The sequence below is a fragment of the Arthrobacter sp. 05L417 genome, assembly GCF_056397865.1.
In genome coordinates, this window is record NZ_JBFTOG010000033.1 from 13,470 (window position 1) to 38,826 (window position 25,357).

23 protein-coding genes are annotated in these 25,357 nt (G+C 63.7%); 11 read left to right on the forward strand and 12 right to left on the reverse strand.

Translation table 11 applies throughout. From position 1 onward, the window contains the following. Positions 1–67 precede the first annotated feature (67 nt). The 5 genes from AC1DJW_RS19775 to AC1DJW_RS19795 form a co-directional block, all read right to left on the reverse strand. Positions 68–1,090 carry a DUF4386 domain-containing protein gene (locus AC1DJW_RS19775; protein WP_476902289.1) on the reverse strand — a complete coding sequence of 341 codons (1,023 nt, stop codon included), beginning with the start codon at positions 1,088–1,090 and terminating at the stop codon, positions 68–70. A gap of 90 nt (positions 1,091–1,180) precedes the next feature. Then, positions 1,181–3,889: a winged helix-turn-helix domain-containing protein gene (locus AC1DJW_RS19780; protein ID WP_476902290.1), complete on the reverse strand. Its 2,709-nt coding sequence runs from the start codon at positions 3,887–3,889 to the stop codon at positions 1,181–1,183. Positions 3,890–3,999: 110 nt separating this feature from the next. Beyond that, complete coding sequence (locus AC1DJW_RS19785) at positions 4,000–4,809, reverse strand: class I SAM-dependent methyltransferase (protein ID WP_284754894.1); 810 nt, start codon at positions 4,807–4,809, stop codon at positions 4,000–4,002. A gap of 9 nt (positions 4,810–4,818) precedes the next feature. After that, positions 4,819–6,357 carry a putative bifunctional diguanylate cyclase/phosphodiesterase gene (locus tag AC1DJW_RS19790; protein WP_284754895.1) on the reverse strand — a complete coding sequence of 513 codons (1,539 nt, stop codon included), beginning with the start codon at positions 6,355–6,357 and terminating at the stop codon, positions 4,819–4,821. A 117-nt stretch (positions 6,358–6,474) separates the two neighbouring features. Continuing rightward, on the reverse strand, positions 6,475–6,849 hold the full coding sequence (locus AC1DJW_RS19795; RefSeq protein WP_284754896.1) for a DUF7793 family protein: 375 nt from the start codon (positions 6,847–6,849) through the stop codon (positions 6,475–6,477). Between the two features lie 340 nt (positions 6,850–7,189). Between AC1DJW_RS19795 and AC1DJW_RS19800 the strand changes: the two genes are divergently transcribed. Together AC1DJW_RS19800 and AC1DJW_RS19805 are read left to right on the forward strand one after the other, a co-directional pair. Next, entirely contained in the window at positions 7,190–8,275 is a 1,086-nt protein-coding gene (locus tag AC1DJW_RS19800; protein WP_390280287.1) for a hypothetical protein, read from the forward strand. A gap of 79 nt (positions 8,276–8,354) precedes the next feature. Continuing rightward, complete coding sequence (locus AC1DJW_RS19805; protein WP_390280289.1) at positions 8,355–9,206, forward strand: DUF427 domain-containing protein; 852 nt, start codon at positions 8,355–8,357, stop codon at positions 9,204–9,206. 88 nt (positions 9,207–9,294) lie between these two features. On the opposite strand, the gene AC1DJW_RS19810 is transcribed toward AC1DJW_RS19805, so the two are convergent. Next, on the reverse strand, positions 9,295–10,401 hold the full coding sequence (locus AC1DJW_RS19810; protein WP_459342283.1) for an FAD-dependent monooxygenase: 1,107 nt from the start codon (positions 10,399–10,401) through the stop codon (positions 9,295–9,297). A gap of 185 nt (positions 10,402–10,586) precedes the next feature. On the opposite strand from AC1DJW_RS19810, the gene AC1DJW_RS19815 reads away from it, so the two are divergent. The 3 genes from AC1DJW_RS19815 to AC1DJW_RS19825 all read left to right on the forward strand — a co-directional run bounded on the left by AC1DJW_RS19815 (position 10,587) and on the right by AC1DJW_RS19825 (position 12,195). Next, positions 10,587–11,015, forward strand: coding sequence for a pyridoxamine 5'-phosphate oxidase family protein (locus AC1DJW_RS19815; RefSeq protein ID WP_476902291.1), 429 nt, complete (start codon positions 10,587–10,589; stop codon positions 11,013–11,015). Positions 11,016–11,190: 175 nt separating this feature from the next. Then, entirely contained in the window at positions 11,191–11,613 is a 423-nt protein-coding gene (locus AC1DJW_RS19820; RefSeq protein ID WP_284754902.1) for an Hsp20/alpha crystallin family protein, read from the forward strand. Positions 11,614–11,751: 138 nt separating this feature from the next. Further along, on the forward strand, positions 11,752–12,195 hold the full coding sequence (locus AC1DJW_RS19825; RefSeq protein ID WP_284754904.1) for a universal stress protein: 444 nt from the start codon (positions 11,752–11,754) through the stop codon (positions 12,193–12,195). 109 nt (positions 12,196–12,304) lie between these two features. Here AC1DJW_RS19825 and AC1DJW_RS19830 read toward each other — a convergent pair whose 3' ends face one another. The 3 genes from AC1DJW_RS19830 to AC1DJW_RS19840 are packed head-to-tail and all read right to left on the reverse strand — an operon-like array spanning position 12,305 to position 13,337. Beyond that, positions 12,305–12,628, reverse strand: coding sequence for a DUF3040 domain-containing protein (locus AC1DJW_RS19830; protein WP_459342280.1), 324 nt, complete (start codon positions 12,626–12,628; stop codon positions 12,305–12,307). Positions 12,629–12,665: 37 nt separating this feature from the next. Next, entirely contained in the window at positions 12,666–12,818 is a 153-nt protein-coding gene (locus tag AC1DJW_RS19835) for a hypothetical protein (protein WP_284754908.1), read from the reverse strand. Further along, positions 12,819–13,337: a universal stress protein gene (locus AC1DJW_RS19840; RefSeq protein WP_459342279.1), complete on the reverse strand. Its 519-nt coding sequence runs from the start codon at positions 13,335–13,337 to the stop codon at positions 12,819–12,821. It abuts the gene before it with no gap. A gap of 193 nt (positions 13,338–13,530) precedes the next feature. Here AC1DJW_RS19840 and AC1DJW_RS19845 point away from each other — a divergent pair, with 193 nt between their 5' ends. Further along, positions 13,531–14,229 (forward strand): response regulator, encoded by a 699-nt coding sequence (locus AC1DJW_RS19845; RefSeq protein ID WP_459342278.1) that lies wholly within the window; start codon positions 13,531–13,533, stop codon positions 14,227–14,229. A gap of 20 nt (positions 14,230–14,249) precedes the next feature. Here the strand turns inward: AC1DJW_RS19845 and AC1DJW_RS19850 are convergent, their stop codons facing one another. Next, entirely contained in the window at positions 14,250–15,941 is a 1,692-nt protein-coding gene (locus AC1DJW_RS19850) for a GAF domain-containing sensor histidine kinase (RefSeq protein WP_459342277.1), read from the reverse strand. A gap of 190 nt (positions 15,942–16,131) precedes the next feature. Here AC1DJW_RS19850 and AC1DJW_RS19855 point away from each other — a divergent pair, with 190 nt between their 5' ends. The 4 genes from AC1DJW_RS19855 to AC1DJW_RS19870 all read left to right on the forward strand — a co-directional run bounded on the left by AC1DJW_RS19855 (position 16,132) and on the right by AC1DJW_RS19870 (position 20,209). Beyond that, positions 16,132–16,602 (forward strand): pyridoxamine 5'-phosphate oxidase family protein, encoded by a 471-nt coding sequence (locus AC1DJW_RS19855; protein ID WP_284754912.1) that lies wholly within the window; start codon positions 16,132–16,134, stop codon positions 16,600–16,602. 64 nt (positions 16,603–16,666) lie between these two features. Continuing rightward, positions 16,667–17,131: a pyridoxamine 5'-phosphate oxidase family protein gene (locus AC1DJW_RS19860; RefSeq protein WP_284754913.1), complete on the forward strand. Its 465-nt coding sequence runs from the start codon at positions 16,667–16,669 to the stop codon at positions 17,129–17,131. Positions 17,132–17,185: 54 nt separating this feature from the next. Next, a complete protein-coding gene (locus tag AC1DJW_RS19865; RefSeq protein ID WP_284754914.1) occupies positions 17,186–18,253 on the forward strand; it encodes a zinc-dependent alcohol dehydrogenase family protein in 1,068 nt (355 codons plus the stop codon). Between the two features lie 180 nt (positions 18,254–18,433). Further along, complete coding sequence (locus tag AC1DJW_RS19870) at positions 18,434–20,209, forward strand: heavy metal translocating P-type ATPase (RefSeq protein ID WP_476902292.1); 1,776 nt, start codon at positions 18,434–18,436, stop codon at positions 20,207–20,209. A 76-nt stretch (positions 20,210–20,285) separates the two neighbouring features. Here the strand turns inward: AC1DJW_RS19870 and AC1DJW_RS19875 are convergent, their stop codons facing one another. Continuing rightward, positions 20,286–21,143, reverse strand: coding sequence for a universal stress protein (locus AC1DJW_RS19875; RefSeq protein ID WP_476902293.1), 858 nt, complete (start codon positions 21,141–21,143; stop codon positions 20,286–20,288). Between the two features lie 177 nt (positions 21,144–21,320). Between AC1DJW_RS19875 and AC1DJW_RS19880 the strand changes: the two genes are divergently transcribed. Then, entirely contained in the window at positions 21,321–22,496 is a 1,176-nt protein-coding gene (locus tag AC1DJW_RS19880; RefSeq protein ID WP_459342274.1) for an acetate/propionate family kinase, read from the forward strand. A gap of 25 nt (positions 22,497–22,521) precedes the next feature. Here the strand turns inward: AC1DJW_RS19880 and mgtA are convergent, their stop codons facing one another. Next, entirely contained in the window at positions 22,522–25,209 is a 2,688-nt protein-coding gene (gene mgtA / locus AC1DJW_RS19885; RefSeq protein WP_476902294.1) for a magnesium-translocating P-type ATPase, read from the reverse strand. Between the last annotated feature and the right edge of the window lie 148 nt (positions 25,210–25,357).

The following is a 25,357-nucleotide window of genomic DNA, read 5'->3' on the forward strand; positions in this document are numbered from 1 at the left end:
TTGTCCGTCAACGCGACATGTCCCGCGGCCGGGCTGGCCGCGGGACATGCGCCGGGGGGATGGTTCCTCAGGCGGTGCGCATTTGCCCGGTGGTGATGGGCGAGGGCTTGAAGCCTTTGACCGCCATCCACACGCCAAGCGACAACTCCCAAACGAAGATCGGCAAGGTCGCAAGTCCCGACCACACCGAGAGCCCCTGATTGATGCCGAACATCGTTGAGAACGTCGACGAAAGCAGCAGCGGGCCGCCGATCAGTCCAAGCAAAGGAATGACGCGCGGCACGAGCCCCGAACGGTACATCAGGTACCCGAGCAGCAGCCCGCTCACGCCCGGAACCAGGCTCGGCCCGAGAATGAACGTCCAGTCGCGAACCGCCACGAGCGCCTGTCCTACGGGAACCAAGGCAGGGTCTGCGCCGCCGTTCTGGCGCAAAGTGACCACAGCCAGGAGGCTGACGACGCCGATCACGATCACCGCGGCTTCAAACATCCGGGCGGTGACGAAGCCCAGCGCGATGCCCTCGTTCTGCCGTTTGACGACAGGAAACAGTGCGACGGCGGTACCCACGGCGGAAACAGCGTTGACGAGATCGAGGAAGCAGCCGAAGATGACGGTCGAGTCGGCACCGGGGCCCGTGATGTAGTGCGGATCGTTTAGGACGGGGGAAATCAGGAACAGCGCCGGGATCGAGCTGACGAAGGTGATCAGGTACAAGATGCCTGCGACCATCGCGGTCTTCCGCAGCGGGTCCATCCGGACATGATCGGTTGTTGGGGTTTGGGTTGCGGTTTTCATGGTCTGGTCCTCTTTGGGGATGAAAGTGGGGGTGTTCGACGCCGGCTGGCCGGGTTGCGTGGTTCCGGTTTGGGTGATTGCCAAGAGCGGTAGCGCCAAGTCGCGGAGCTTTTGCAGCAGACCGTGGAGCGCGGCTTGGTCTACGGTCCGGGTGCGGATGACGGTGGTTCCGTCGTGTTCGTTGGTGAGGCTCAATCCTTCGAACCAAGCGGCCCAGCGGGAATCAAGATGGCCTTTGACGCGGACTTCGTACTCGACCGGAGTGTCGTCCCGGTCTACCGATCTCGCGTTCATCGCCCCTCCTTCTGCCTTAGTGGAGTTCAGCCGCCTTTGCGGATGACTTCCTTTAGCTTTGAAGGTAGAGGGAGATGTGGTGAGCGGGGATCACCACATCTGGTGATTGATGTGGTGATCTTTTCGCGACAAGAGATTCAGTTCCTCGGCTCGCCGGACGGCTGAGCGGCGGTTATTCGCGCCGAGCTTGGCGTAGATGTTCTTGGTATGCGTCCGGAGGGTGTTGAGGGAGACGAGCAACTCGCGCGCGATCTCCGGTCCGCCCAGCTCCGAGGAAAGAAGCCGAAGCACTTGCAGCTCGCGTTCGCTCAGGGGCTCCAGTAAGCGTTGCTGTGCCCGGGTGCTGCGCGTTTCGGCCCCGAACGACTCCAAAAGCCTGTCTACGTAGTCCGGGGCGCTCCCTTGGCTCGCGAGCGATTCCAGCAAGTTGGCCATCGCTTCACCCTCATCGACGAACACCGAAACGTATCCCTCTGGTGCGGCGAGCGCTACCGCGCGTTGCAGCGCTGCCAGCGCCCCGCCGTCGTCCGCTTCTTTTTTGCGTGCTAGCGCCATAAGAACCAGAAGTTCGACGACGGTCCCCGTCCTGCCGCCTCCTTCCGCGGCTCGAAGGAGACGGACTAGCAGGGCGATCGCGCGTCCGACGGAGTCCTCCGACAGCTCCTTCCTGTGCTGGGCGAGTAGTGCCCTGGCCAAGGTGATGTGCTCGAACTCGTGCAGGTAGGAGAGCTCATTTTCGGTGGAGATGCCGCGCTCACGCGCCCAGTGGAGAGCGTCGGACGTCCTTCCCTGCGAGATCCACATCCGCGCCCGCACGGCCGCGACCGGATGTACCTCGGGAAAGAAGTCGCCGACGTAGAGGCGCTCGGCCTCGTCGAGTTGCTCAAGCGCGCCGCCCACGTCCCCTTCCGCTTGGAGGATCCGGGCCATCGCGACCCGCGAGCGATACGGGTTTTGGGGCAGCGCGGCGTCCTCGCTGAGCTTCTGGCTGGTCATCAGGTGCTTCTTTGCGGCTTCAAGTTCGCCGCGGTCAAGAAGGAGCATGCTCATTCCTACGTGCATGTCGGCCGTTCCCCGGAGCATTTGCTCGGGGTGCCTGCCCGCGATCTCAAGACCCCGCTCATAGATGGCCATTGCGTCGCGGAGCCGGCCTTGGGTAATCCGGATGTCGGCCATGGCGATGGAGCAACCGAGCATGTCCGAGTGGTGACCGGCCCTTTCAAGGCTGTTATAGGAATCGGTCCACAGGCCGTGCGCAACGCCCAGTTTTCCGTTCGTCCAGTGGCCCAGCGCCAATAGCCCTGAAGCCGCTCCGCGCTCAAGATGATCGTCTTTCCCGACAAGGCCGAGCGCGGTGGTTGCGTGCGTCATGGCCCCGGCGACATTCCCGACTGCCAGCGCCTGCGCGGCACGGTAGATCGCGATCGAGCTGGTGAGGTTCCCGCCGTCGCCGCCTTCCGCCGTCGTACGTACCCACTGCTCTGCCTCAAGGAGGCGGGCGTCGACGCCAGTGAGCTCGCCGCTAGCGAGGAGCGCCCCCGCGTAAGCAACGCTCAGCCCGGGCCGCGCGTGTATTAGTTCGCCGGGGAGCGCTTCGAGCCAGCGGCTCAGCGTGGCTTCCTGGCGGTCCTTGCGCATGGCAGGGATCGCGAGCTCGATCAAATCCGCGGCCCGCTCGAAGTCCTTGCCGGCCGTTGCGTGGCGGATAGCTTCCGGAATGTCGCCGTTTTGTTCGTGCCATAGGCTTGCGCGCTCATGCATTTCGTTGATGCGGCCCGGCTGCTCGTCCATGAGCCGTGCCCGCAGCACGTCGGCGAAGAGGTGGTGGTAGCGGTACCACCAGCGGCGATCGTCGAGCGGAACCACGAACAAGTTCCCTCGATCGAGCGACTCAAGCATCGCTTTTCCGTTGTTTTGGCCGGTCAGGGCGTCGCAGAGCGGGCCGTTGAGCCTGTTCAGGATGGAAGTCTGCAGCAGGAAGTTCCTGACGTCGTCGTTCTGGCGCTGAAGTACCTCTTCCACGAGGTAATCGACGATATAGCGGTCATCACCTGCGAAGCCCGCGATGAAGCCGGCGACGTCGTCCCTTCCCTGCATCGAGAGCGCGGCCAATTGGAGCGCAGCGATCCAGCCCTCGGCACGACCTTCGAGGGCGGCGATATCCTTCGCGGTGAGACCCAGTCCCATCACGCCGTTGAAGTACGCAGCAGCTTCCTTCAGTGTGAAGCGGAGATCGGCGGCACGGATCTCGAGGAGCCTGCCGCGTGCCCTGAGTCGCGCGAGTGGCAAAGCTGGATCGGCACGGCTCGCGATGACCAGTTGCAGATGCGCAGGCATGTTCTCGAGGAGAAAGGCCAGCCCCTCCTGCAGGTCCTGATTGTCGATGACATGGTAGTCATCTAGCACCAAGACAAGTCTGTTCGGGATGGCCTGCAACCCGTTGATCAGGACGGTCAGGAACGCTTCAGTGCTCGATTGCGGGGATCGGAGTGTTGCGAGTGCTTGGGCGCCGAGGCCGTTCGATGCCTTGTCCAGCGCGGCAACAAGGTAGGTCCAGAAGAGCGTTGGATCGTTGTCCCGCTGGTCGAGCGAGAGCCAGGCGAGCGATCGGCCGTCGGAAGGTGCTTCTGCCAACCACTCGGTCAGCGCCGTCGTTTTCCCGAAGCCGGCGGGGGCTGAGACGAGGATCAGCGTTTGCTCGTCGGCCTGGTTCAGACGGTCGCTGAGCCTTGGGCGCGCCACGAGCGCGCGTCGTGGCACTGGGACGTGAAGTTTGGTCTCGAGCAACGGGCCTGCCATCACGGACCTCCCTCGACAGCCCGGGCACTTTGCCTCGGCCCGGGTGATCCCAGTGTAGTGCCGGAGGAGGTTGGGCTTACATCTTGGGGAACTCGCCTATCGGCGGTAAATCACTGCTCTGTTCCCGAATCTTTCGCGCCCGATAGCAATGCGTAATATCCCGGAACCCACTGCGGAAGACCGCTGGCGTTCATAGGCACCACTTCGATGTTGACCGGACCGTCCGCAATCAACTTCCAGTCCGAATCCGAAAACACGCTGTGCCGTTCCCTTGCACCGAAATGCCCGGGCCGGGGAAGGTTCTCCAAGGCGCGCTGCAGCTGCAGGGGCATTCCTTGCCTGGTGGCGCCGAGCTCGGCCAGGTAACCAAGGCTATTTCCGCGGAAATTGGTTTCGGCCAGTAACACCCTGCCTCTGTTCCCGACGACGGTTCGCAGGTTGGCGGCCATAGCAGCTTGCTTGCCCGGTTTCAGGACGTGGAAGACTCCGCGGACAAAGACATTGGCGGGCCCCAGCCGCTCCAATAGGAGCTCTCCGGCACCTGCACCCGCGGCATCCAGGACCATGAAGTCGGCATTATGGACGCCTTCCGCTTCCCGGCTGGCCATCTCGATCGCCCCCTTGGATACATCGATTCCGAGAACCCTTGGAAATAGGCCGGCAAGCCAGCGGGTGTGGGTTCCGTTGCCGCACCCGACGTCAACTACCGGGAGATCCGGATCAAAGTGGGCTGCAATCGCATCGGAGTACTGCGCGCGCTCGGCCAGGGAGTCGGAGTCCCAAAGCACGTCTCCGGAACGGCCAGTAGTGCGGATTCCGCGCCAGTATCCTTCCCACGCGGCGTCGGGGTTTCTCGGTGCCCGGGAAGCGAGGCGCACTACTGTGGGGACCAGCAGCATCTGGTCCCAAAGCTTCGACATGCGCTAACTCTACAGACGCCGTGCGGGTCGGCGGAGTTGATCCGGTATTTCCGCGGCCGGTACAGGATATCCGTAGAAGTAGCCCTGCCCGTAGAGGCAACCCATGGCCCCCAGCTGGGCCGCCTGCTCGGCGGTTTCGATGCCTTCCACGGTCGCGTTGAGCCCCGCAGCGAAAATCAGCTGCAGAATGGCAGAGACGAACTTTTGCTGCCGAGGATCCGACTCCATGTCCTTTATGAGTGACTGATCGACCTTCACCGTGTCTGCCGGAAGCGACCTGAGGTAGCTGATGGACGAATAGCCGGTACCGAAGTCGTCAATTTGCAAGCCCACACCGAGCTCCCGGAGCCCGCTGAGGACCTGTTCCTGTCCGGTTTCACGGGACATCAATACGGTCTCGGTGATCTCTAAGATCAAGCGCCGCGGATCCACGCCATACCTGGCCAGCGTGTCCCTGATGTCATCCAGCAAGTCGGTTCGAAGCAGTTCGGCAGCAGAAAGATTGATGTGCAGAGAATAGTCTGGCAAGTCCGGATCTGTTTGCCTCCAGCGCCTCATTTGGGCGAGACCTTCATGCAGCACCCACCGTCCCACCTCAAAGATCAAGCCGGTTTCTTCTGCGATGCCAATGAAGCTGCCCGGCATGATCGTTCCGCGAACAGGGTGATGCCACCGGATGAGGGCTTCGACGCCGATCACGCGGCCGGAAGCCAATTCGACCACCGGCTGATACAGCAGCGCCAGCTCCCCTCCGGCAACAGCGGTTCGAAGTTCGGCAGTTATTCGCGACCGTTCCCGAACGGCGTCGAGCATGTCCGGGTGGAAGAGTTGGACGTTGTTGCGGCCGCGCGCCTTCGCCTGGTACATGGCAATGTCGGCATCGCGCATCAGCGCCTCTGCCCGGTACTCCGGCGTGCCGATGCAAACGCCGATGCTGGCCATCGCCCAAACCGTTTCCATTCCGATACACATACTGTCCTGCAGATACTCCGATGCCCGGTGCGCAATTCGAAGGACCTCCTCTTCAGTAGCCGCGGCAATGAGGATGGCAAACTCATCCCCGCCCAGGCGGGCCACGGTATCCTGTGGCCTGACGGCGGAGCGGAGACGTTTGGCAACTTCCACCAGCACGGCGTCACCGGAGCTATGGCCCAGGATGTCGTTGATGGCCTTGAATGAGTCCAGGTCCAGGAGCAACACGGCCGGAGATTTTCCGCGGTCCGTGCTGGACAGGATCGCTTCCTGTATCCGCTCGGTAAGCAGCGTCCTATTCGCAAGACCCGTTAGGGCATCCGTCTTGGCCATCTGTTCCAGCTCAACCTGTGTTCGCCGCAACATAGCCGTGCGGGCGGCCACCCGCTGTTCCAGTTCCGAATGAATGTGGCCCAGTTCCTCAGCGAGCAGGTTGACTCCCGTGATGACAGCATCAATGTCATCACGATGCTCCGACGGCTGAATGCGTGCGTCCAGATCACCGGCAGCCAATCGGACAACACCGTCAACCAACAGCTGGAGACGCGGGTCCTCGACGCTCTTTCTCGAGGTCATGTAATCCCAGGGGACAGAAAACCGCCGGAAGGCGAGCCGTTGATAGGGTCCTTATAAACGCAGCAACTGGCAGAGTTGCCGCTTGGCCTTGACAGGAGCGAGAAGCACATCCAGGTCTCACGCACCTGCATTAAGCCAGTCCATGGCCTCGCTGCGCGAGGTAAAAAAACGAGTCGGGCAAGGCGGGACGTGCACTCCGAGGAAGAAGTTCGCAAGGACCCGGTCTACAGGCGATGTCCCTAACAAGGCGATGCGCGACGCGCCGCAGGGAATAGACCACACAGCCCTGGCCTCCCGGCTAACGGAAGCGACCGCTGCCATGTCTACAAGCATCGGATGCTGATCCTGCTGGCATAGCTCGTTGACTTTCGCCATGGCCGCGCGGGCATCCTCGACCTGAATGTCGACCCCGGGCAGCCAGCGCAAATGGAGAAGTCCGTCGACGCCTAAGTCGACACTGGCCTTTCCACCGTTCGCAATCTCCGGTACCACGATCACGTCCTCCCCAGGCAGGCCGCCGAACCTTTTCGGCAACTCCCCAAAAAGTACCCCAGGTTCCCAACTTCTCTTGGAAACGACGCCGGGCCGACGCCCCGCGTGTTGACCAGCTGAAGAACGGGCAAGGTACCCCTCCGCACCGGGCTATAGCCGTCCCGAGGTGACAGAGTAGCAATCGCCAATGGCGATAGCGTAGCTTTCCGAGCATTGGTCCTCAAGCCCCCTCGTTGGCTCATCAAAGATGCCCGCCTAGCCGCATTCGAAGAATCATCAGAGCGTGCCCGCGTGGGGATTGCCTCTCGCCGCGGAGGGCGGTGGGACCTACTGTGGAGCTATGGACGCCTCAGCTGCTCACGCCTTTGCGGTTCCGCCGGTATCAGCCCGCCGCGCCACCACTGCCGTTGAAGACGTCATCACCCTCGCGGCCGGCATCTGGCTCCTCACAGGAACCTACGTTGACGGCTGGGCGCACAACAACCTCCGCGACCTCGAGACGTTCCTCACCCCGTGGCACGCAATCCTCTACTCCGGCTTCGCGGCCTGCGCCGTCTGGATCGCCGCCCTGACCTGGCGCCGGCACGCGCCCGGCACGCGGTGGACCGAAGCGATCCCCGCCGGCTACGGGGCCGCGGCAGTCGGGGTCGCTCTCTTCCTGATCTCCGGGGCTGCCGACTTTGCCTGGCATTCGGTGTTCGGCATCGAGCAGGGCATCAAGGCGCTGTTCAGCCCGTCCCATCTGGGGCTCGCCACCGGCGGTTTCCTTATCCTTGGCGCGCCGTTCTCCGCAGCATGGCACTCGCCCGAACGGTCCTGGCCACGGCTGGCGCCCGCCGTCGTGAGCGCCATGCTCTCCGGCATGGTTGCGGCATTCATCCTGCAGGAGTTCGCGGTCTTCGCCCGCCATGGACTCATCCAGACATACAGCTCCGCTGCCGGGGCGCAGCCCGCGGTAACGAATCCGACGTCGTCGTCCATCATCGTCTCCTTGGCATCGTTCTTCGTCTCAACGGCCGTACTCTTCTTGCCCGTCCTCTTGCTGTCACTGCGCTGGCGCTTACACCCCGCGGTGTCCGCGGCCATGGCACTGCTCCCCTCCATAGCCCTGCAGATCATGGTCGCGCTGCGGGACGCCTGGCTCGTGCCGGCTGCCCTCGTCGGTGCAGTTCTCGTCGGAGTGCTATGGGCGGTGGCGCGGCCCGAGCCGGACCGTCACGCAAGGCTCATGACCGCGATGGGCCTCTCCCCTGTCGTGTTCTGGGCCCCGTACTTCGCCGGTGTGGCGCTCCACGACGGGGCACTGAGCTTCTCCCCTGAAATTTGGGGCGGGACGCTCGCCTGGTCCGGACTCGAAATGCTCGCCCTCGCCGTGCTCACCCTCAAAGTGAGAGCCACAGCAGCCACCCAATTCCGACGCCCATAGCCCAGAGCGGTCAACCAACCATCTGCCATCGGCGCTCGACGATATTGACGCAGTGTAGCCCCGCGCTCACGCTTGAAGCATGGCCACCAAACTATCCGGAGTGATCCTCGGGACGTTCCCGGAGCTGCGCTACGAACCCACAGCCAAGCGGATCCGCGCGACTCTGGGCGGGAACGCCGTCGTCGACACCCTGCACGCGTGGCTGGTCTGGGAGCCGAAGCGCATTACCCCGATTTATGCGGTGCCGGAGGCCGAACTGCTAGCAGCGCTCACACCGCCGCGCGACCCTGCGGCCGATGTCCCGGAGCTCGGCGTCAGGCTGTCCGCAGGCTCACCTCCATCGCTGGATCCGCGCACGGGGTTCGGCCGGCATACCACCTCCGGCGAACAACTCGACGTTGTGGCAGGGACGACGACCGCGCCCGGGGCCGCGTTCCGCCCGGACGATCCGGACCTGGCCGGGTATGTCGTGCTGGATTTCGCCGCCTTTCAGTGGCGGGAAGACGACGAGGAGATTATCGGCCACCCCCGCGACCCCTTCCACCGTGTGGACATCCGGGCGTCATCCCTGACCGTGGAGGTCTCCCTCGACGGCGTCACGCTCGCCAAAACGGACGGCGCACAACTCCTGTACGAGACATTGCTTCCCGTCCGCTACTACATCCCGCCCGGGGACGTGCGGCTGGACCTCATGGAGGAGAGCCCCAAGAGGACCGTGTGTCCATATAAGGGCGAAGCCCGCTACTGGACGTACCCCGGAACAGAGGACGGCAGGAATGTCGCCTGGAGCTACGACAAGAGTTTCCGCGACGCCGCACAGATCCACAACCTGGTGAGCTTCTTCAATGAAAGGGTGGACCTGACGGTCGACGGCATCCTGCAGGCCCGGCCGGTAACGCCCTGGTCGCGGCCGCAGGACCGCCGCGAGTGACGGACGGCAGCTCACTGTAGGTACCACGGCCCGGCTCCCGCACCGTCTGTCATCGCGGTGTTTTGTCGGGACGGACCGGAGTCGCCGTTCAGCGAGGAAGTAGATGGGCCGTGAGGTTCCGGGCCGCGAGGCCGCTCCGGGTCGCGGGCACCAGAAGCGCGGCGGCCAGAACGTGGCCGCGCTGGCGGGGGTTGGCCCGCCTGCGGTGGCGGGATTCGTAGCCACGCAGCGCGGCAGCTGGGTCATCTGGGGTGGCGGCCAAGGCTTCGGCGAGAATGGCGGCGCCCGTCATGGCAAGGCTGGACCCGTCGCCGAACAATGATACGCAGGACGCCGCGTCCCCAAGCAGCGTCACGCGTCCTTGGGACCAGCTGGGCAGCCGCACTTGGCTGATGGCGTCGAAGTACAGGTCCTCGGCGTTGTGCACAAGTTCGCGCAGGTCGGGTATCTCGGGCACCGGCCAGTCGCGTGCGCCGTAGGCTTCGAGAATGATCCGTTGCTGGGCCTGGATGTCTCGGTAGTCGAGGCCGGATGGGCTGCGGAAGATGAACCCCGCACCAGCGGTTCCGCGTACCGGATGGACCGTGAGCGACAAACCCGGTTGGTTGTACATGACCACCGTTCCGGGATCGGCTGCGGGCCGGCCGAGCGAAAGCGTCGCGATGTGGAGGCCGAGATGGCGGACAAAATCGGTTTCGGGACCGAACACGAGAGACCGCACCGTGGAGTGCAGCCCGTCGGCCCCAACCACAAAGTCGAACCGTCGCGGGGACGCGTGCTCGAACGTGACGTCCACTCCGGCACCGTCCGCGTCTAGCGCAGTAACCGAATCCCCGAAGAGGAACTCGACATCTTCTCCGGCGGCCTCGCAAAGGATCGCCGCAAGGTCGGCCCGGGGTATCTCGACATCGTCGCCGCGGGGACGTCCAAGCCGCAGCGGACCGACCCGCCGTCCCGATGGGGTCACGAATACAAGGCCGGACGCCTGGGTAGCGGCATCGCGCAGGCGCGTGAGGATGCCCATCCGTCGCGCTACTTCGGTGGCCGCGCCATGCACGTCCACCGGGCTGCCGCTGGAACGCAATCCACTGGCGCGTTCGACCACGGTCGCCTGGAACCCTTGGCGGGCAAGCCAGTACGCCAGCGTCGGTCCAGCGATGCCAGCCCCGCAGATCAGTACCCTGCGTCGTCCCACAAGCGCCAGCCTATAGTAGACGGATCGATCAGTGTCCGCAGTTCCCTTCGCTATCCCACCCGGAGTAAGCCTAGGACGGATCGGATGAGGCCTGACACTGGGGGTCACGGAAAATTGCCGTCGGATGGGAGACCTGTGACTTATTCCTCTACTTCGGTGTGGACCATTTCGGTAGGTTCACCTTCATGGAGAATGCAGAGTCGAGACCGGACACTGAAGAACTCAGTGTCCATGAGTGCTGGAAGTACCTTCGATCCTCCTCCGTCGGCAGGATTGCGGTCGTCAGAGGCGACAGCCCGGAGATCTTCCCAGTCAACTACCTGCCTGACGAAGGGACCGTAATCTTCCGGACGGGACCCGGTACCAAACTGGATGCCGTCATGGCCGGGCAAAAAATCACGTTGGAGGCCGACGGTTTCAACACCTATGGCACCATCGCCTGGAGCGTCATCCTGAAGGGCTATGCCGAGATTGTCACGAAAGTCGACGAACTGCAGGAGTCTGCCGCCGTTGAACTCTCGCCATGGGAGCCGGGCGCCAAAGGCCATCTGGTCCGGCTAACACCGGCGGAACTCAGCGGTCGAAGGTTCGTGATCAGCGCACCATCCCAATGATGGCCCCCCACAGGACTTCTCACCCTGATCCAGCCCGCGGCCCCCACTGGCCACAAGACAGACTCCGAGGCGGGACGTAGAGGACCAAAGCCTCTGGGATCCACTCTGCGTGATTCGCATTCTGGAAGGGTCAGGCCGGTTCAGGCCTGACCGGTTCCAAGACAAGGAGGCAGCTATGACGGACCTAATCAGGTGGTTCGATACCCGTCGGTCACCCATCGAGATGATCGAACGGCTCTTCGAGGGTGATGTGGCGGCATCGGGGATTCGGGTCGAACAATTGGTTGAAGGCACTACCCTGGTCGTTCGCGCCGAACTGCCGGGGATCGATCCGGAGAAGGATGTTGAAATCACTCTTGGCGAAGGGTTCCTTGAGATAAGGGCTGAACGGCAGGAGAAGAAGGAGCAAAAGGACAAGGGCAGCTACCGATCGGAGTTCCGTTACGGCTCCTTTGTGCGCAGGCTGCCCCTGCCCGACACTGTCCAACGGGACGACGTTTCCGCTTCATACAAGGACGGCGTGCTCGAAGTGAGGGCTCCGATTCCGGAGAAGGTCCAGCCCTCGTCTGCTCACAAGATCCCGATAACGCGGGAGTAGGACACACGGTCCAGCCGATCGGCCGGACCGTGCTCCGGAGCGAGCGACGGAACGGACCGTGACTTTCGGCCCTACAGCCCGGGACAGCCACCGGTCAGGCTAGCGGAGTACGGACACCTTAATCGCGGGAGGAAAGTCATGGGCGGGGAAGCATCCACAGCCAGGATCGTTGTTGGTGTTGACGGATCGGAAGCCTCCATCGAGGCGCTGAGGCAGGCCCAGAGCCTTGCGCTGCCATTGGGAGCGCAAGTTGAGGCCGTTGCTTATTGGGAGTTCCCTCAGGTCTATGGCGGCTACGTGGCGATGGGTATCGATGACTTCGAGGAAGCCGCCGGGCAGGTCCTCAAGGAATCCTTGGAGAAGGTGTTCGGTCCGGAATTGCCGGACAACCTCGTCTCCCGCGTTGTCCGCGGTCACGCACGGGAATCCCTCATTGAAGCTAGCCGGGAAGCGGACATGATCGTTCTCGGCAGGCGTGGCCACGGAGGATTTGGCGGGCTGCTGCTCGGATCGGTGAGTTCAGCCTGCGTCGCCCACGCCCACTGCCCGGTCCTCGTTGTCCATGCACCGGAAAAGGGTTGAACGCGGTCTGTTGCGGTGAAGGCGACTTCACTGTATGTCAGGTATTAGAGCTGGTCCTGAGCAATGCGCTTTCTTGAGCCGCCGGTTTCAATGATGGCTTCCACCACAACTACCCCAGCTCCGCCGATCCAATGGATGGGGAAGAGCTCGGACGCCACCGCATCCGCGGGGAGCCGAGGCGCTTCGTTGCCAGGTATGCCCCGGCGCCCATGATGTTGAATCCAATGATTCCCAACGCCGGGGTGCATGCGGCGACCCCGGTCAGCAGCACAAGGCATCCGACGACGGCAGCGAAAATGCCGAAAGCCGTGTGCCGGGCCTTGGCCGGCCCGGACGCTGATTTCATCTTGGACGCGAACTTGGGGTCATCGCGTTCCAGTTCCTGGGCGATCTGTTCCAGTGTCTTCTTTTCGTATTCGGAGAGCGCCATCATCAGCCTCCTATGCCGGCGTGGGTGGAAACCATTGCTGCTAGAGCGGGTTGTCGAGCGGGACTGCTTTGAGATATTCAGGGAGCCTCTCGGGTTTGATCGCCAAAGCCGTGACCACCAAGGCGACCGCACCCGGAATCCACCCACTCCAGGCGGCGCCCGTCCAGTCCTGCCAACGAGTCCACTTCTTCATCTAGATTGTGCTCCTTTGACCGGTTTGGGCTTTTCTGGTGGCTGCCCCGGCGACGCCGGGACGGGGTTCGGGGTGCTTGGCCGCTTCGGGCTCATGCACGACGAGAACGGGGCAATGGGCATGGGCGACGCAGGCTGCGCTGACCGAGCCGAGCAACAGGCCGTTGAACCCGCCGTGGCCGCGCCTCCCGACGACCAGCAGAGAAGCGAATCTGCTGGCGTCGATGAGCGACTCCCGGGCGGCGCCGAGGACGAGCCTGGTCCGGACGTTCCGGGGCAGTTCCGGGCCGAAGGCCTTCGCCATGGCATCCTGGAGGATTTCGGATGCCTGGTGGCTGAATCCGTCCCGCCCCATCATCTCGTAGGCCTCATGCCCCACGGGGAAGTCCCAACAGATCCAGCCCTCGACGTTCGCCCCAAGTGCCGATGCGAGGCGGTGGGCTTGGCGCAGGGCCTCGATGGACGCGTCGGATCCGTCGACGCCGACGACGATCTTGTCATGCTGGCTGCGCGTGGCCATGATGTTCCTCTCCGTTCCCGCGGTTTCTCTAAGAATGGGCAGAAAATTCGCCGCCAAACAGGGCCGAAAGTCATGGCCCCGGCTTGGGTCCTTCGGCCCTTGTTTACCTTTGGTGGGCAGTGAACAATGACATAGCCGGGCAACCATGACGGACCGGCGGGACCGCGGCCACGGGCTGCCCGACAGGAGGATCATGGAACGCCCAGTATCACCCCAAAGCGGCGCCGGGGCCCTTGGCGCGCCACCAATCCGCGTCTATGTCCTGGACGATCATGAGCTTGTCCGCCGGGGACTGCAGGAACTACTGGAAAGCGAAGGCTTCATGGTGGTGGGCATGTCCGGTTCGGCCGAGGAGGCCGCCCGGCGCATTCCGGCGTTGCGCCCGGACGTCTCGGTACTGGACGCCAGGTTGCCCGACGGCACCGGCATCGAAGTGTGCCGGGAAGTGCGCTCCGTTGACCCCACCCTGAATTGCCTGATTCTCACCAGCTACGACGACGAACAGGCTCTTCGTGGCGCCGTTCTTGCGGGTGCGGCAGGGTACGTCTTGAAGGAAATCGGAGGCACTGACTTGCTCGGTGCACTCCGCCGTGCTGCGCGAGGCGAGTCGTTGTTTGATGCGGCCGTGAAGGCGAAGATCATCCAAGGCTTCACGGAGCCTCAGCGCGTGGATCCCAGGGTCGCCTCATTGACGCCTCAGGAGCGGCGGGTCCTGGATTTGGTAGGTCAGGGTCTGACGAACCGGCAGATTGGGGAACAGATGGTGCTGGCCGAGAAGACCGTGAAGAACTACGTGTCCTCGATGTTGGCGAAGCTGGGATTTGAACGGCGCACCCAGGCTGCCGTGTACATTGCCCACGGACCGGAAACGGACACCGGCACCGTCCACTGACGGACCGGCGGACCGGAATCTCAGCGGACCGGAACCGACCACAACACGGTCGTGCCCTTCGTCGGGGCGCTGGTCACCTCAAATGAACCGCGCAACTCCGCGGCCCGCTGTTCCATGTTCACCAGACCATTTCCGGGGACGGCATCCCTGAAGCCCCTGCCGTCGTCTTCGATGATCAAGGTCAGCATCCCGTCTTCCACCGACACCGAAACACTGATGGCTCGCGCCTCGGAATGACGGACCGCATTGCTGAGGCCTTCGGAGATGACCGCCAGCGCGTTGGTGACGGTCCCGTCGTCGAGCACCGAATCGACCGCCCCGTTGAGCGTCAGGTGCGGGACGAAGGGCAGCGACCTGGTGGCAGTGCGGACAGTCTGCAGTATGCGGCTGCTGAGCAACTCCCGCTCCCCTGAAGAACGCAACGAGTAGATCGTGTTTCGGAGGTCCCTGATGGTCTCATCCAGTTCCGCCGTGACCGCGTCGATCCGGGTCAGGGCAGGCTCGCCTGTCGTAAACCGCCGCAGGCTCTGGATGCTGAGACCGGCCGCGAAAAGCCGTTGGATGACGAGGTCGTGCAGGTCCCGGGCAATGCGGTCCCGGTCCGAGAAAACCACCAACTGTTCACGGAGCCGATGGATACGGTCAAGCTCCAGGCCCAAGGCCACGTGTGAGCCAAAGACGGCGCCCATCTCCACATCCGTCTTCGGGAACGGCCCCGCTTCAGGGGCTCGAACCAGAAACAGAAGCCCATGGTGGGCGCCCTGGGCGCTGAGATCGATTGCCAGGAGCTTACCCGGGGACAGGCCGTCGATCGATCCGAGGATGTCCCCGGCCTCGTCCATGCATGCGGGCGCACCGGTGGCTGCGACTGACCTGATGACGGCGGAATCCATGGGAAGGATGTTCCCCGCGAAATTTGCGCTGCCGTCCCCGGCGGCACCTGCGACGCGGTACGAACCCACGCCCCCGTTCGGAACCAGGATCAGGGACATCTGGGATCCCGATTCCCGAAGCGCCCTCTCCGCAATCAAATCCAGGGCGGCTGTGTCAGGCTCCGCCGTCCGGTCCTCGCCGAGCATCCGGCCAGTCACATCCATGCACGCTTCAAGCCAGGACGCGCGACGGCGGGCGTCCTCATAGAGCCGGGCGTTCTCGATGGCCACGCCGGCAGCAGCAGCCAACGCCACCGCGAGATCCTCGTCTTCCGGCGTGAAATCCCCACCGCCCTCTTTTTCCGTCAAGTACAGATTGCCGAAGACGACGTCACGGACCCTCACCGGGACACCAAGAAAAGACTTCATCGGTGGATGGTTCTCAGGGAATCCGTATGCCTTCGGATGTTGGCGCAAATCATGGAGTCGAAGCGGGGCCGGTTCGCTGATCAACAGACCGAGGACACCGTGTCCGGTGGGGAGTGGGCCAATCCGGCGTGCAAGGTCTTCGTCGATGCCGACCGTGACGAAGTGGCTCAGCGACTTGTTCTCGCCGAGGACACCCAGGGCGCCGTAGCGGGCATGCAGCAGCCGGCAGGCGGACGTGACGACCCGGTCCAGTACGGCGTCCAGGCTCAAGTCTTCGGCGACCGCCACCACCGCTTCCAGAAGTCCGCGCATCTGTTCCTGGGCATCCAGGAGTTCTCCGGCCCGGGCCAGAAAGTCCCTGAGCAGGTCTTCGATCCGTGTCCCGGTGACGTGGAGGCGATCAGCGCGCACGCGATCTGGAATAGAGCCGTTCATAAGCTGCCTTTCGAGCGGTACCGCCCGCGCGGGCATGTACCCGTGTCGTGGCAGGTGGCGAATCCGATGCCAGACTACTCCCGAGTCGGGTGTTCGCCCAGACGCGTGTGAGGCGAGGGTCTTTGTGCCCTGTTTCCCGCTCATGCCCGGGCGTAGCCTCTGCGACATGACCAACAAACCATCAACACCGGAACCAGAGGTCCTGCAACCTCAACAATGCTGGGAACTCTTGCGCGGCGTCTCGGTGGGGCGCCTCGCCGTCTGGGTAGAAGACCACCCCGACATCTTCCCGATCAACTACAAGGTCGACCACGGCACCCTCGTCTTCCGGACCGGAGAAGGAACTAAGCTCCACTCGGCCCTGAGCGAAACACCCGTCGCGCTGGAGGCCGACGGCGTCAACCCGGACACCGGGGTGGCGTGGAGCGTGGTCGTGAAAGGGCAGGCTGCTGCAATCAGGCTCACCCAGGAGGTGCTCGATACGGTCGGGCTGCTCCTTTTCCCTTGGCAAGCGGGCCGCAAAGACCATTTCATTCGCATCGTCCCGACGTCGATTACCGGACGCCGCTTCACCGTCACCCCTCCCCTGACCTGGTGGAGTCCCCTGGATGACGCAACGCGCGCCGGACTCGAATGACGGCGTCGCCCGGCGGGTCTAAAGCCCCTAACGACGGCGGACAGCCACCGGTAGCGTCAGCGTCATGAACCCTCAATCAACGGATGAAATCGAAAGACTGAGTCCAGACGAATGCTTTGAATTGCTTGGCCGAGCAACCGTTGGCAGGCTGGCCGTTATTGTCGAGGACCATCCGGACATTTTCCCCGTGAACTACGTCGTGGACCACGGATCCATCGTCTTCCGCACAGGCACCGGCACGAAATTCTGGAACACGATGCGCCATCCCTGCGCGCTCGAAATCGATAGTTTCGATGCGGGCACCGGAAAGGCCTGGAGCGTCGTCGCCAGAGGGCAGGCGCACTTCATCGTCGACCTGCGTGAAAAGGCGGCAGCCGATGCCCTCCACCTGGATCCCTGGCAGCCGGGCAGCAAGAGCCACTATCTGCGTTTGACCTTGGATGCCCTCACTGGTCGACGGTTCAAGGCCACCCGTCCCGATATCTGGAACACTCCCCTGTGGGATGCGCGCTCCGAGCTGTTCCACTGACTTTTGCTGCCAGCGTCGCCGACGGTATCTCTTGCCCTACCTTGATGGAGCATCATGAAAGCACTCGTCTATGGCGGACCCGGACAAAAGTCCTGGACGGACGTCCCCGATCCCCACATCGTCAACCCCACCGACGCCGTCGTCCGCATCGATACCACCACAATCTGCGGGACGGACCTTCATATCCTCAAAGGCGACGTTCCGGCGGTCCAAGAGGGCCGGGTCCTCGGGCATGAGGGCGTCGGAACGGTCACCGAAGTAGGTTCGTCCGTCACCGGGCTCAGAACCGGAGACCGCGTCCTCATTTCCTGCATCAAGTCCTGCGGACATTGCGGCAACTGCAAGAAGGGCCTCTACTCGCACTGCTCCGGGGAGGAGGGCCAAGCAGGAACCGGTTGGATCTTCGGCCATCTCATTGACGGCACCCAAGCCGAGTACGTGCGTGTCCCCTACGCGGACAACTCGCTCTACAAACTGCCCCACGGGGTCACCGACGACCAAGCCGTCATGCTCTCCGACATCCTGCCCACGGCGTTCGAAATCGGAGTCCAAGCCGGTCACATCAAGCCAGGCGACGTCGTCGCCGTCGTCGGAGCGGGCCCCATCGGCCTCGCCGCGATAGCCACATCAGGCCTCCACGGCGCCGCCACCATCATCGCCATAGACCCGGACGAAGGGCGCCTTCTCCGGGCCCGGGAGTTCGGCGCAACAGGGGTCGTGAACCCCTCCGGTCCTGCTTGGATCAGCGACGTCATGTCCTACACCGACGGCGCAGGAGTGGATGTCGCCATCGAAGCAGTCGGGATCCCGGACACCTTCGATATGGCCTTGCGGCTCGTGCGCCCCGGCGGGAATGTGGCCAACATCGGCGTGCACGGAAAGTCCGTTGAACTGCGCCTCCAGGACCTCTGGATCCGCAACATCAATATCAGCATGGGCCTCGTCAACACCAACACGACACCGATGCTCCTCCGGCTGGTGGCCCAGCACAAGATCCCGGCCGAGAAGTTTGCGACCCACCACTTCACCCTGGGACAGATCATCGATGCTTACGACACTTTCTCAAGGGCGGCTGAGACACACGCCCTGAAGGTCATCCTCAGCCGGGAATCCCACCACTAGGCAACCCTTGCTGAAGCTCCTTCCCTGAATCGGCACCCAAGGGCGGCGGCTCCCATCGCCACAATTCTGCGCTTTCCGCTCGTAGCGGCCACACTCCTCGCAGGGGCGTGCGTCGGGATACTGCTGGGCCTCGGACAAATGCCAGTGGCACAGGCAACGGCGACTATCTATGCATTGACCATGGCCGCGTACCGTGCCGTGTCGATGCTCCGGGAACTCTTTCGAGGACGGTGGGGCATCGACTTGCTTGCAGTAACGGCCATTGCCAGCACCCTCGTGGTCGGAGAATACATTGCCTCGCTCATCATCGTGCTCATGCTTACGGGAGGAGACGCCCTCGAGGAATTTGCCCACGGCCGGGCAACTCGCGAGCTGAAGAACCTTCTCGAGCGGGCTCCCCGGACGGCGCACCGCGAGACCCCGGGCAACCCTGTGGAAGAGGTTCCCGTGGGGAGCGTCCGTTCCGGAGACACTCTCTTGGTCAAACCCTCCGAAATCGTCCCAGTAGACGGTATCTTGCTCTCCCCTGCCGGGACTTTCGACGAGTCCTCCCTGACCGGTGAAAGCCTTCCAGTTGAACACCGCGAAGGCGACGCCCTGCTGAGCGGCGCCGTCAACGGCGAAGAAGCCGTTCGAATGGTTGCAAGCGCCACCGCTGCAGACTCCCAGTACAGCCGGATCGTGGCCCTGGTCCAAGAAGCCGCGGCGAGCCGCGCCCCCACCGTCAGGCTTGCGGACCGATACGCCGTGCCGTTCACGATATTCGCCTTCCTGCTTGCCGGGATCGCCTGGTTCATCACTCAAGATCCAGAACGGTTTGCCCAAGTGCTGGTCGTTGCAACACCGTGTCCCTTGTTGATCGCCGCGCCCGTAGCGTTCCTTGCCGGCACCAGCCGGGCAGCCCACTCGGGAATCATCATCAAAAATGCTCGTACTCTCGAGCAACTCGCCCGCGTCAGGACAGCGGTCTTCGACAAAACCGGCACACTCACGCATGGCCGCCCCACCCTGCACGACATACAAGTCTCCCTGGTCGCTGCGCAAGGCATGTCCCCCAGCTTGATACTCCAACTGGCAGCGTCCGCTGAGCAGTCTTCCTCCCACGTGCTGGCATCCTCCGTGATTGATGCCGCACGATCCCGCGGCCTGCCCTTGCTTCCCGTCAGCAGCGCCAGCGAGCATGCGACCCAGGGTGTCACGGCAGCCTGCGGTGACCAGACTGTGGTGGTGGGCAAGGCCGACTTTGTCGGCTCGGCCACAACCGGCTTCGAAAAAGCAGTCCTGGCCAGCGGACAACTGGGTGTCTACGTCGGCGTCGACGGGCAATTCGCCGGAACGCTGATCATGAGCGACCCTCTGCGCGGGAACGCGCTGGCCACCTTGGCCCAGCTGCGACGCCTCGGCGTGCGGGAAACCATGCTCCTGACCGGCGACACCCGTTCCACTGCCTCACATATTGCGGCCGAAGCCGGGATAACCCGGGTCCTGGCCGATTGCCTGCCTGCCGACAAAGTGGCGGCAGTCGCTGAGTTGGACGATCGCCCCGTCATGATGGTCGGCGACGGAGTCAACGATGCGCCCGTCCTCGCCGCGGCCGACGTCGGGATAGCGATGGGCGCCAAGGGAGCTACCGCGGCCAGCGAGTCTGCCGACGTCGTCATCATGCTCGATGACTTATCCAAAGTGGCCGTAGCCGTGGACATCGGCCGGCACACCATCCATATCGCACGCACCAGCATCTGGACCGGCATTCTCCTCAGCGTAGGGCTGATGACCATGGCGGCTTACGGCTTCGTCCCGGCCGTGGCTGGCGCTCTCCTCCAGGAACTAGTGGACCTCGCCACGATTCTGAATGCGCTCCGGGCATTGGGACACAGGCGAATGCCGGGCGCCGATTCGTCAGAGCTTGTTCCCCCTTCCCAGCCCCGAAAACTGGACCATGACTTTCGACCCTAGCCTGCCGGCCGGCCGGCCGCCCGCCCGCCCGGCCGGATGGATGGTGCAACAGAGGCCGGTTGCTTCCGCCCGGCGGCTATGTTTGCAAGGCGGGGCGGGTTATCACCGTCGGGCACTGGACATTGAGCAGCACGTGCTGAGCCACGGAGCCGACGAGCACGCGGGCACCGCCCCTTCCTTTGCAGCCCATGACCAGCAGCCGCGCACGGGTACTGGCGTCCAGGAGCGCTTCGGCCGGCGCGCGCTCAAGGTCCAGGATCTTGAGTATGGCCAAATCCGGGTGCCGCCCCTCCAGTCCGTGCACCGATTTGGACAACAGCGCGTGCCCATCGAGTCCAGGTTCTGCAGGCCCGGTCCCGCGCCCCGGTCTCCCGGACGGGGAAGGATCGCGGCCGCTACCGGCGTGGACGATCACGAGTTCTTGTCCCATTCGATGCGCCTCGTCAGCTGCACACTCGACGGCGAGTTCGGAGTCCCGGGAACCATCGACACCAACTACTACGCCGTATGACTCGCGCGTTGAGAGGGCTGGCACAATCGCGACGGCGCAATGGCTGATGACCGCGACCTGAAAGCTGACCGAACCGAATCCTTCGCCGTGGTTGCCGGGGCGTCGATCGGTTCCCACGACGACCATTTCCGCATCCGCAGAAAGCTTGCGCATGGTTTCGGCGGGCTCTCCGGAACTTAGTGTCGTCACGACCTCCAGGGAGGGAAACCGTGCGGCGACCCGTGCTGTCTCGCCTTTCAGCAGGTCCTTGGCTTGTGCAGTCGCGCCGTCGTGGAGGGCCTTCTCCGGGAACGCCCATGGCTCAGGAACGGCATGGACGAGGTTGAGCTGAAGACCAAGATCACGGGCTCGTTCGGCAGCCCAGTCCACGGCAGCACTGCCGACCACCGACCCATCGACACCAACGAGGATCTTTGTCTTCACGAGCGCACGTGCCTTCCTGGAACCAGCTGCAATCTCTTCCCAGTTTCGTCGGCTGCGTCGATGACCTGCAAGGGCCGTAAGACCCTCCCCGCGAACGCATTTTCCGGGTTATGTTCCTCAAGGGGTATCGCGTTCCATGGTCCGGGTGCCGCGTCGTCTTCGTGAAAGGACATCAGCGTGTTGCTCCTTGTTTTGAATCCAGGTTCCTCGTCCTTGAAGTATCAGCTGCGTCGAATCGGAACATCTGAAGCTAAGCCCGGGATCCTGCTGGAGCGGGCCGTCAACAGCCCGCAAGAGGGCACGCTGGATCCCGTCTTCCTTGGCAACGCGTTCGACGTGGTCGATGCCGCCATCCAGAACGTAACCGGCGGAACAAGCCCTGATGCCATTGGGCTTCGGGTGGTCCACGGCGGGGATCGCTTCAGTTCGCCCACACGCGTCACTCCGGACGTCATCGGGACCATCGAGGAATTTGGCGAGTTTGCGCCGCTCCACAACGCGGCAAGCATGGCGTGCATGCGTGCCGCGGCCGCCCGTTGGCCGCGCACGCCCCAGGTAGCCGTTTTCGACACAGCCTTTCACCGAACGATCCCCGACCATGCCTCCCGCTATGCCATTCCGGAGGAGCTTCATACGAAGTACGGGATCAGGCGCTACGGCTTCCACGGGATCTCCGTCGAGATCGTTTGCCGCGACACAGCGGCGTTCCTCGAAGTTCCGGTTGGATCCTTGAATGCGGTGGTGGCGCACCTTGGCAATGGCGCCTCGGTTACCGCTGTACGGGAGGGTCGCAGCGTCGACACGTCCATGGGCATGACCCCTCTGGAGGGGTTGGTCATGGGTACTCGTTCCGGTGATCTTGATCCGTCCATTATCACGCTGCTGCAGCGCCGCGCCTTCGGACCGGACGAAGTCGATGAGCTCCTCAACCATCGGGCAGGCCTGCTGGGCTTGGCCGGATCAGCCGACATGCGCGTAATCCAGGACGCTGCGCGGCACGGCGACCCCCGAGCGATCCTCGCTTCGGACATGGCCGCTTACCGGCTGGCCAAGTACATCGCCGCTTACAACATGGTGGTCGGCGGGGCCGCGGCCTTGGCCCTTACCGGTGGTATCGGCGAACATTCCAGCCGGTTCAGAACCCAGGTTATCTCGCTGCTCGAGCCCCTCGGTCTCTTCATCGACGAACACAGGAACTACTCCGGCGAAACAGGCATCCGCATCATCAGCACCGACGCATCGGCTTTTCCGGTCCTGGTGGTCCCGAGCGACGAGGAACGCGCCATCGCGGAGGCGACAGCCGCCGTCGTACTTTCGGACGGTTCAGCGGATCGAAGCCTCAACGAAGCGTGACCCGGCTAGTGCCAACGGCAAGTGGTCACAGACCCTTAAGCCGGCGACGCAATGGACGCCCCGGCACAACCGCAACAACCGGCGCGCTGAAGCGCGATGCCCGGCGCGAGATGTGGTGGGTATCCGGCCGACGGCGGACGGGCGCCGTGAGCGGGGGCGCTTGCTGCGCAGTCCGGGAGAAGAACCACTGTTTGGCGAATTCCACCAGGACCATGTAGACAACGATCATTCCCAGTAGCGACAGGAAGAACGGCACCGGCAAAGGATCGAAGCCCAGCACGCCCGCCAGCGGTGACAGCGGCAGGAAGATCCCCGCGGCTACCACGCCCAAGGACGCACTCAACAGGCCAACCGAGGGACGGCTGCGCAGGAATGGAACCCGACGGGTCCTGATGGCGAAAATGATGAGGGTTTGCGTGGCGATGGATTCGATGAACCAGCCTGCCCGGAACTCCCCCGGGACGGCGTCGAAGACGAACAGCATGAGCGCGAAAGTGGCAAAGTCGAAGATTGAACTGATCGGCCCGAAGAGGAACATGAAACGCCGGATGAACGCGATGTTCCAGTGCGACGGTGCCAGCAGCTGCTCTTTGTCCACGCGGTCGCCCGGGATGGCCAGCTGGCCGCTGTCGTAGAGCAGGTTGTTGAGCAGGATCTGCCCCGGCAGCATGGGCAGGAAGCTCAGCACCACCGACGCAGTGGCGGCGCTGAACATGTTGCCGAAGTTGCTGGACGTGCCCATCAGGACGTACTTGATGGTGTTCGCGAAGATCCTCCGGCCCTCCATCACGCCTTCGGCAAGGACGCCCAGGTCCTTTTCCAAAAGCACTATGTCGGCGGCGTCCTTGGCGACATCGGTGGCGCTGTCCACGGAGATCCCGATGTCCGCTTTATGAAGGGCCAGGGCGTCGTTCACACCGTCGCCCATGAAGCCCACCGCTCCGCCGCTTTGGCGGAGCAGGGTGATGATCCGCGCCTTCTGCTCGGGCGACACGCGGGCAAAGATGGTGGCTTCCCGGGCGGTTGCGGCCAACTCGGTATCGGACAACGCGTCGATGTCGGCGCCAATAAGCGTTCCGCCGGAAATCACGCCTAGCTCGGAACAAACTTTCTCTGCGACTTTGGCGTTGTCCCCGGTGGCGATTTTCACGGAGATGCCCAGCATCGCCAGCCGTTCGAGGGACTCTTTCGCGTTTGCCTTGGGCCGGTCTAGGAAGACGAGGAAACCGGCCAGGACGAGGTCATTTTCGTCGGCCGGCGTGATGCCGCTCAGCCCCGCGGCTGGGCGGGTGGCCACCGCGACGACGCGCGATCCGGCATCGAACTGTTCGCCCAGCATGGCCTGTACCCTGGGCGAAGTCGGCCCGCAGAGGGCGAGCACATCCTCGGGAGCGCCCTTGGTGACCAGGCGTGCCAGGCCGCCGGCTTCCCGCACCAGAACGCTGGTCCGGCGGCGTTGGTGGTCGAAGTCGATCAGGTCGAGGCGCTCAAAGCGGGCGGGATCAAACGCTGCCGCACCCGCGCTTTCCCATAATGCGGCGTCCAGGGGATTCTGCCCGGCCGTGGATTGTTTGGCCTCGGCATAGTCGGTTTCGGTGGCCAGCAGACCCAAGGTGAGGAGTTCGACGTCGGACACTTCAGGGGAGGCGGGCAGCGCGCCGGTGAAGCTGATGCGCCCCTCGGTGAGGGTGCCGGTCTTGTCGGTAACCAGGATGTCCATGTCGCCCAGGTCCTCGATGCAGACCAGTCGTTTGACCAGGACTTTGCGACGGGCCAGCTGGCGGGTGCCGGTCGCGAGGCTGGTGCTCACGACGGCGGGCAGCAGCTGCGGCGTGATGCCGACAGCGATTGCCAGGGAGAACAGCAGCGACTCGATCAGCGGGCGCTGCAGGACCAGGTTCGCGATGAAGATGAGCGTGGTGAGCCCGATAGCCACCTGCAAGAGCAGGAACGAGAACCGCTTCAGCCCGAGCTGGAACTCGGTCTGGGGCTGCCGTTCTCCCAGGCCCAGCGCGATACGGCCGAATTCGGCGCGGGCCCCGGTGGCTACGACGACGCCGGTGCAGCCGCCGGACTGGATGACGGTTCCCATGAAGACGCAGGATGCGAGGTCCCCCAGGGACGACCCAGGCGCCACCGGGGCCGGATCCTTCCCGGCTGGCAGGGACTCCCCCGTCAGGATGCTTTCGTCGCAGAGGAGGTTCTTGGTGCCCAGGAGGCGGATGTCGGCGGGAACGATGGCGCCAAGACTAAGGTGTACGACGTCGCCCGGCACCAAGGAGGTCACGTTCACGTCCTGCGTGGTCCCGTCGCGCAGCACGACGGCGCGATGGGTTACCCGGGAATGCAAGGCTTCGGAGGCCCGTTCGGCGCGGAACTCGTTGGTGAAGCCCAAACCCACGCTGACCAGGAGGATCACGCCGATCACGATCGAATTCGTGGCATCGCCCAGGAAGAGGGAAAGCCCTGCCGTAATGATCAGCAGGATGAGGATGGGGCTGGCGAACTGCCGGCCCAACACCGCCCAACCGTTGGCCCGGTGCGTCCGCACGGCATTCGGGCCGAGTTCTGCAAGGCGTTCCGCGGCTTCCTCGTTTGTCAGCCCGGTTGGGCTGGAGCCCAGGTGTTCGAGTACTTCGTCCGGCTGAAGGCACGCGGCCTCGGTGATCGGCAGCTGCATGGAGTGCCGCTCCTGGACGTTGATATCTGACATGCCGTATCCGTTCGAATGCGTCGCGTGAGGCAGTCGCCCTTGGATAAGGGTAAGGCTTGGGGAGGGGGCCCCTGGGGCGGATGGGAGAGTGTTGTTGCTGGGGTTGTGTCGAGCTGAAGTGCCGCCGCGGCGCGGCCTAGGGCCCTAT

Bases quoted from the DNA above. Each gene is read 5' to 3' on its own strand.
- AC1DJW_RS19775 (WP_476902289.1), bottom strand. From the start codon at position 1,090: ATGAACGCGAGATCGGTAGACCGGGACGACACTCCGGTCGAGTACGAA.
- AC1DJW_RS19780 (WP_476902290.1), bottom strand. From the start codon at position 3,889: ATGGCAGGCCCGTTGCTCGAGACCAAACTTCACGTCCCAGTGCCACGA.
- AC1DJW_RS19785 (WP_284754894.1), bottom strand. From the start codon at position 4,809: ATGTCGAAGCTTTGGGACCAGATGCTGCTGGTCCCCACAGTAGTGCGC.
- AC1DJW_RS19790 (WP_284754895.1), bottom strand. From the start codon at position 6,357: ATGACCTCGAGAAAGAGCGTCGAGGACCCGCGTCTCCAGCTGTTGGTT.
- AC1DJW_RS19800 (WP_390280287.1), top strand. From the start codon at position 7,190: ATGGACGCCTCAGCTGCTCACGCCTTTGCGGTTCCGCCGGTATCAGCC.
- AC1DJW_RS19805 (WP_390280289.1), top strand. From the start codon at position 8,355: ATGGCCACCAAACTATCCGGAGTGATCCTCGGGACGTTCCCGGAGCTG.
- AC1DJW_RS19815 (WP_476902291.1), top strand. From the start codon at position 10,587: ATGGAGAATGCAGAGTCGAGACCGGACACTGAAGAACTCAGTGTCCAT.
- AC1DJW_RS19820 (WP_284754902.1), top strand. From the start codon at position 11,191: ATGACGGACCTAATCAGGTGGTTCGATACCCGTCGGTCACCCATCGAG.
- AC1DJW_RS19825 (WP_284754904.1), top strand. From the start codon at position 11,752: ATGGGCGGGGAAGCATCCACAGCCAGGATCGTTGTTGGTGTTGACGGA.
- AC1DJW_RS19830 (WP_459342280.1), bottom strand. From the start codon at position 12,628: ATGATGGCGCTCTCCGAATACGAAAAGAAGACACTGGAACAGATCGCC.
- AC1DJW_RS19835 (WP_284754908.1), bottom strand. From the start codon at position 12,818: ATGAAGAAGTGGACTCGTTGGCAGGACTGGACGGGCGCCGCCTGGAGT.
- AC1DJW_RS19840 (WP_459342279.1), bottom strand. From the start codon at position 13,337: ATGGCCACGCGCAGCCAGCATGACAAGATCGTCGTCGGCGTCGACGGA.
- AC1DJW_RS19845 (WP_459342278.1), top strand. From the start codon at position 13,531: ATGGAACGCCCAGTATCACCCCAAAGCGGCGCCGGGGCCCTTGGCGCG.
- AC1DJW_RS19855 (WP_284754912.1), top strand. From the start codon at position 16,132: ATGACCAACAAACCATCAACACCGGAACCAGAGGTCCTGCAACCTCAA.
- AC1DJW_RS19860 (WP_284754913.1), top strand. From the start codon at position 16,667: ATGAACCCTCAATCAACGGATGAAATCGAAAGACTGAGTCCAGACGAA.
- AC1DJW_RS19865 (WP_284754914.1), top strand. From the start codon at position 17,186: ATGAAAGCACTCGTCTATGGCGGACCCGGACAAAAGTCCTGGACGGAC.
- AC1DJW_RS19870 (WP_476902292.1), top strand. From the start codon at position 18,434: ATGGCCGCGTACCGTGCCGTGTCGATGCTCCGGGAACTCTTTCGAGGA.
- mgtA (WP_476902294.1), bottom strand. From the start codon at position 25,209: ATGTCAGATATCAACGTCCAGGAGCGGCACTCCATGCAGCTGCCGATC.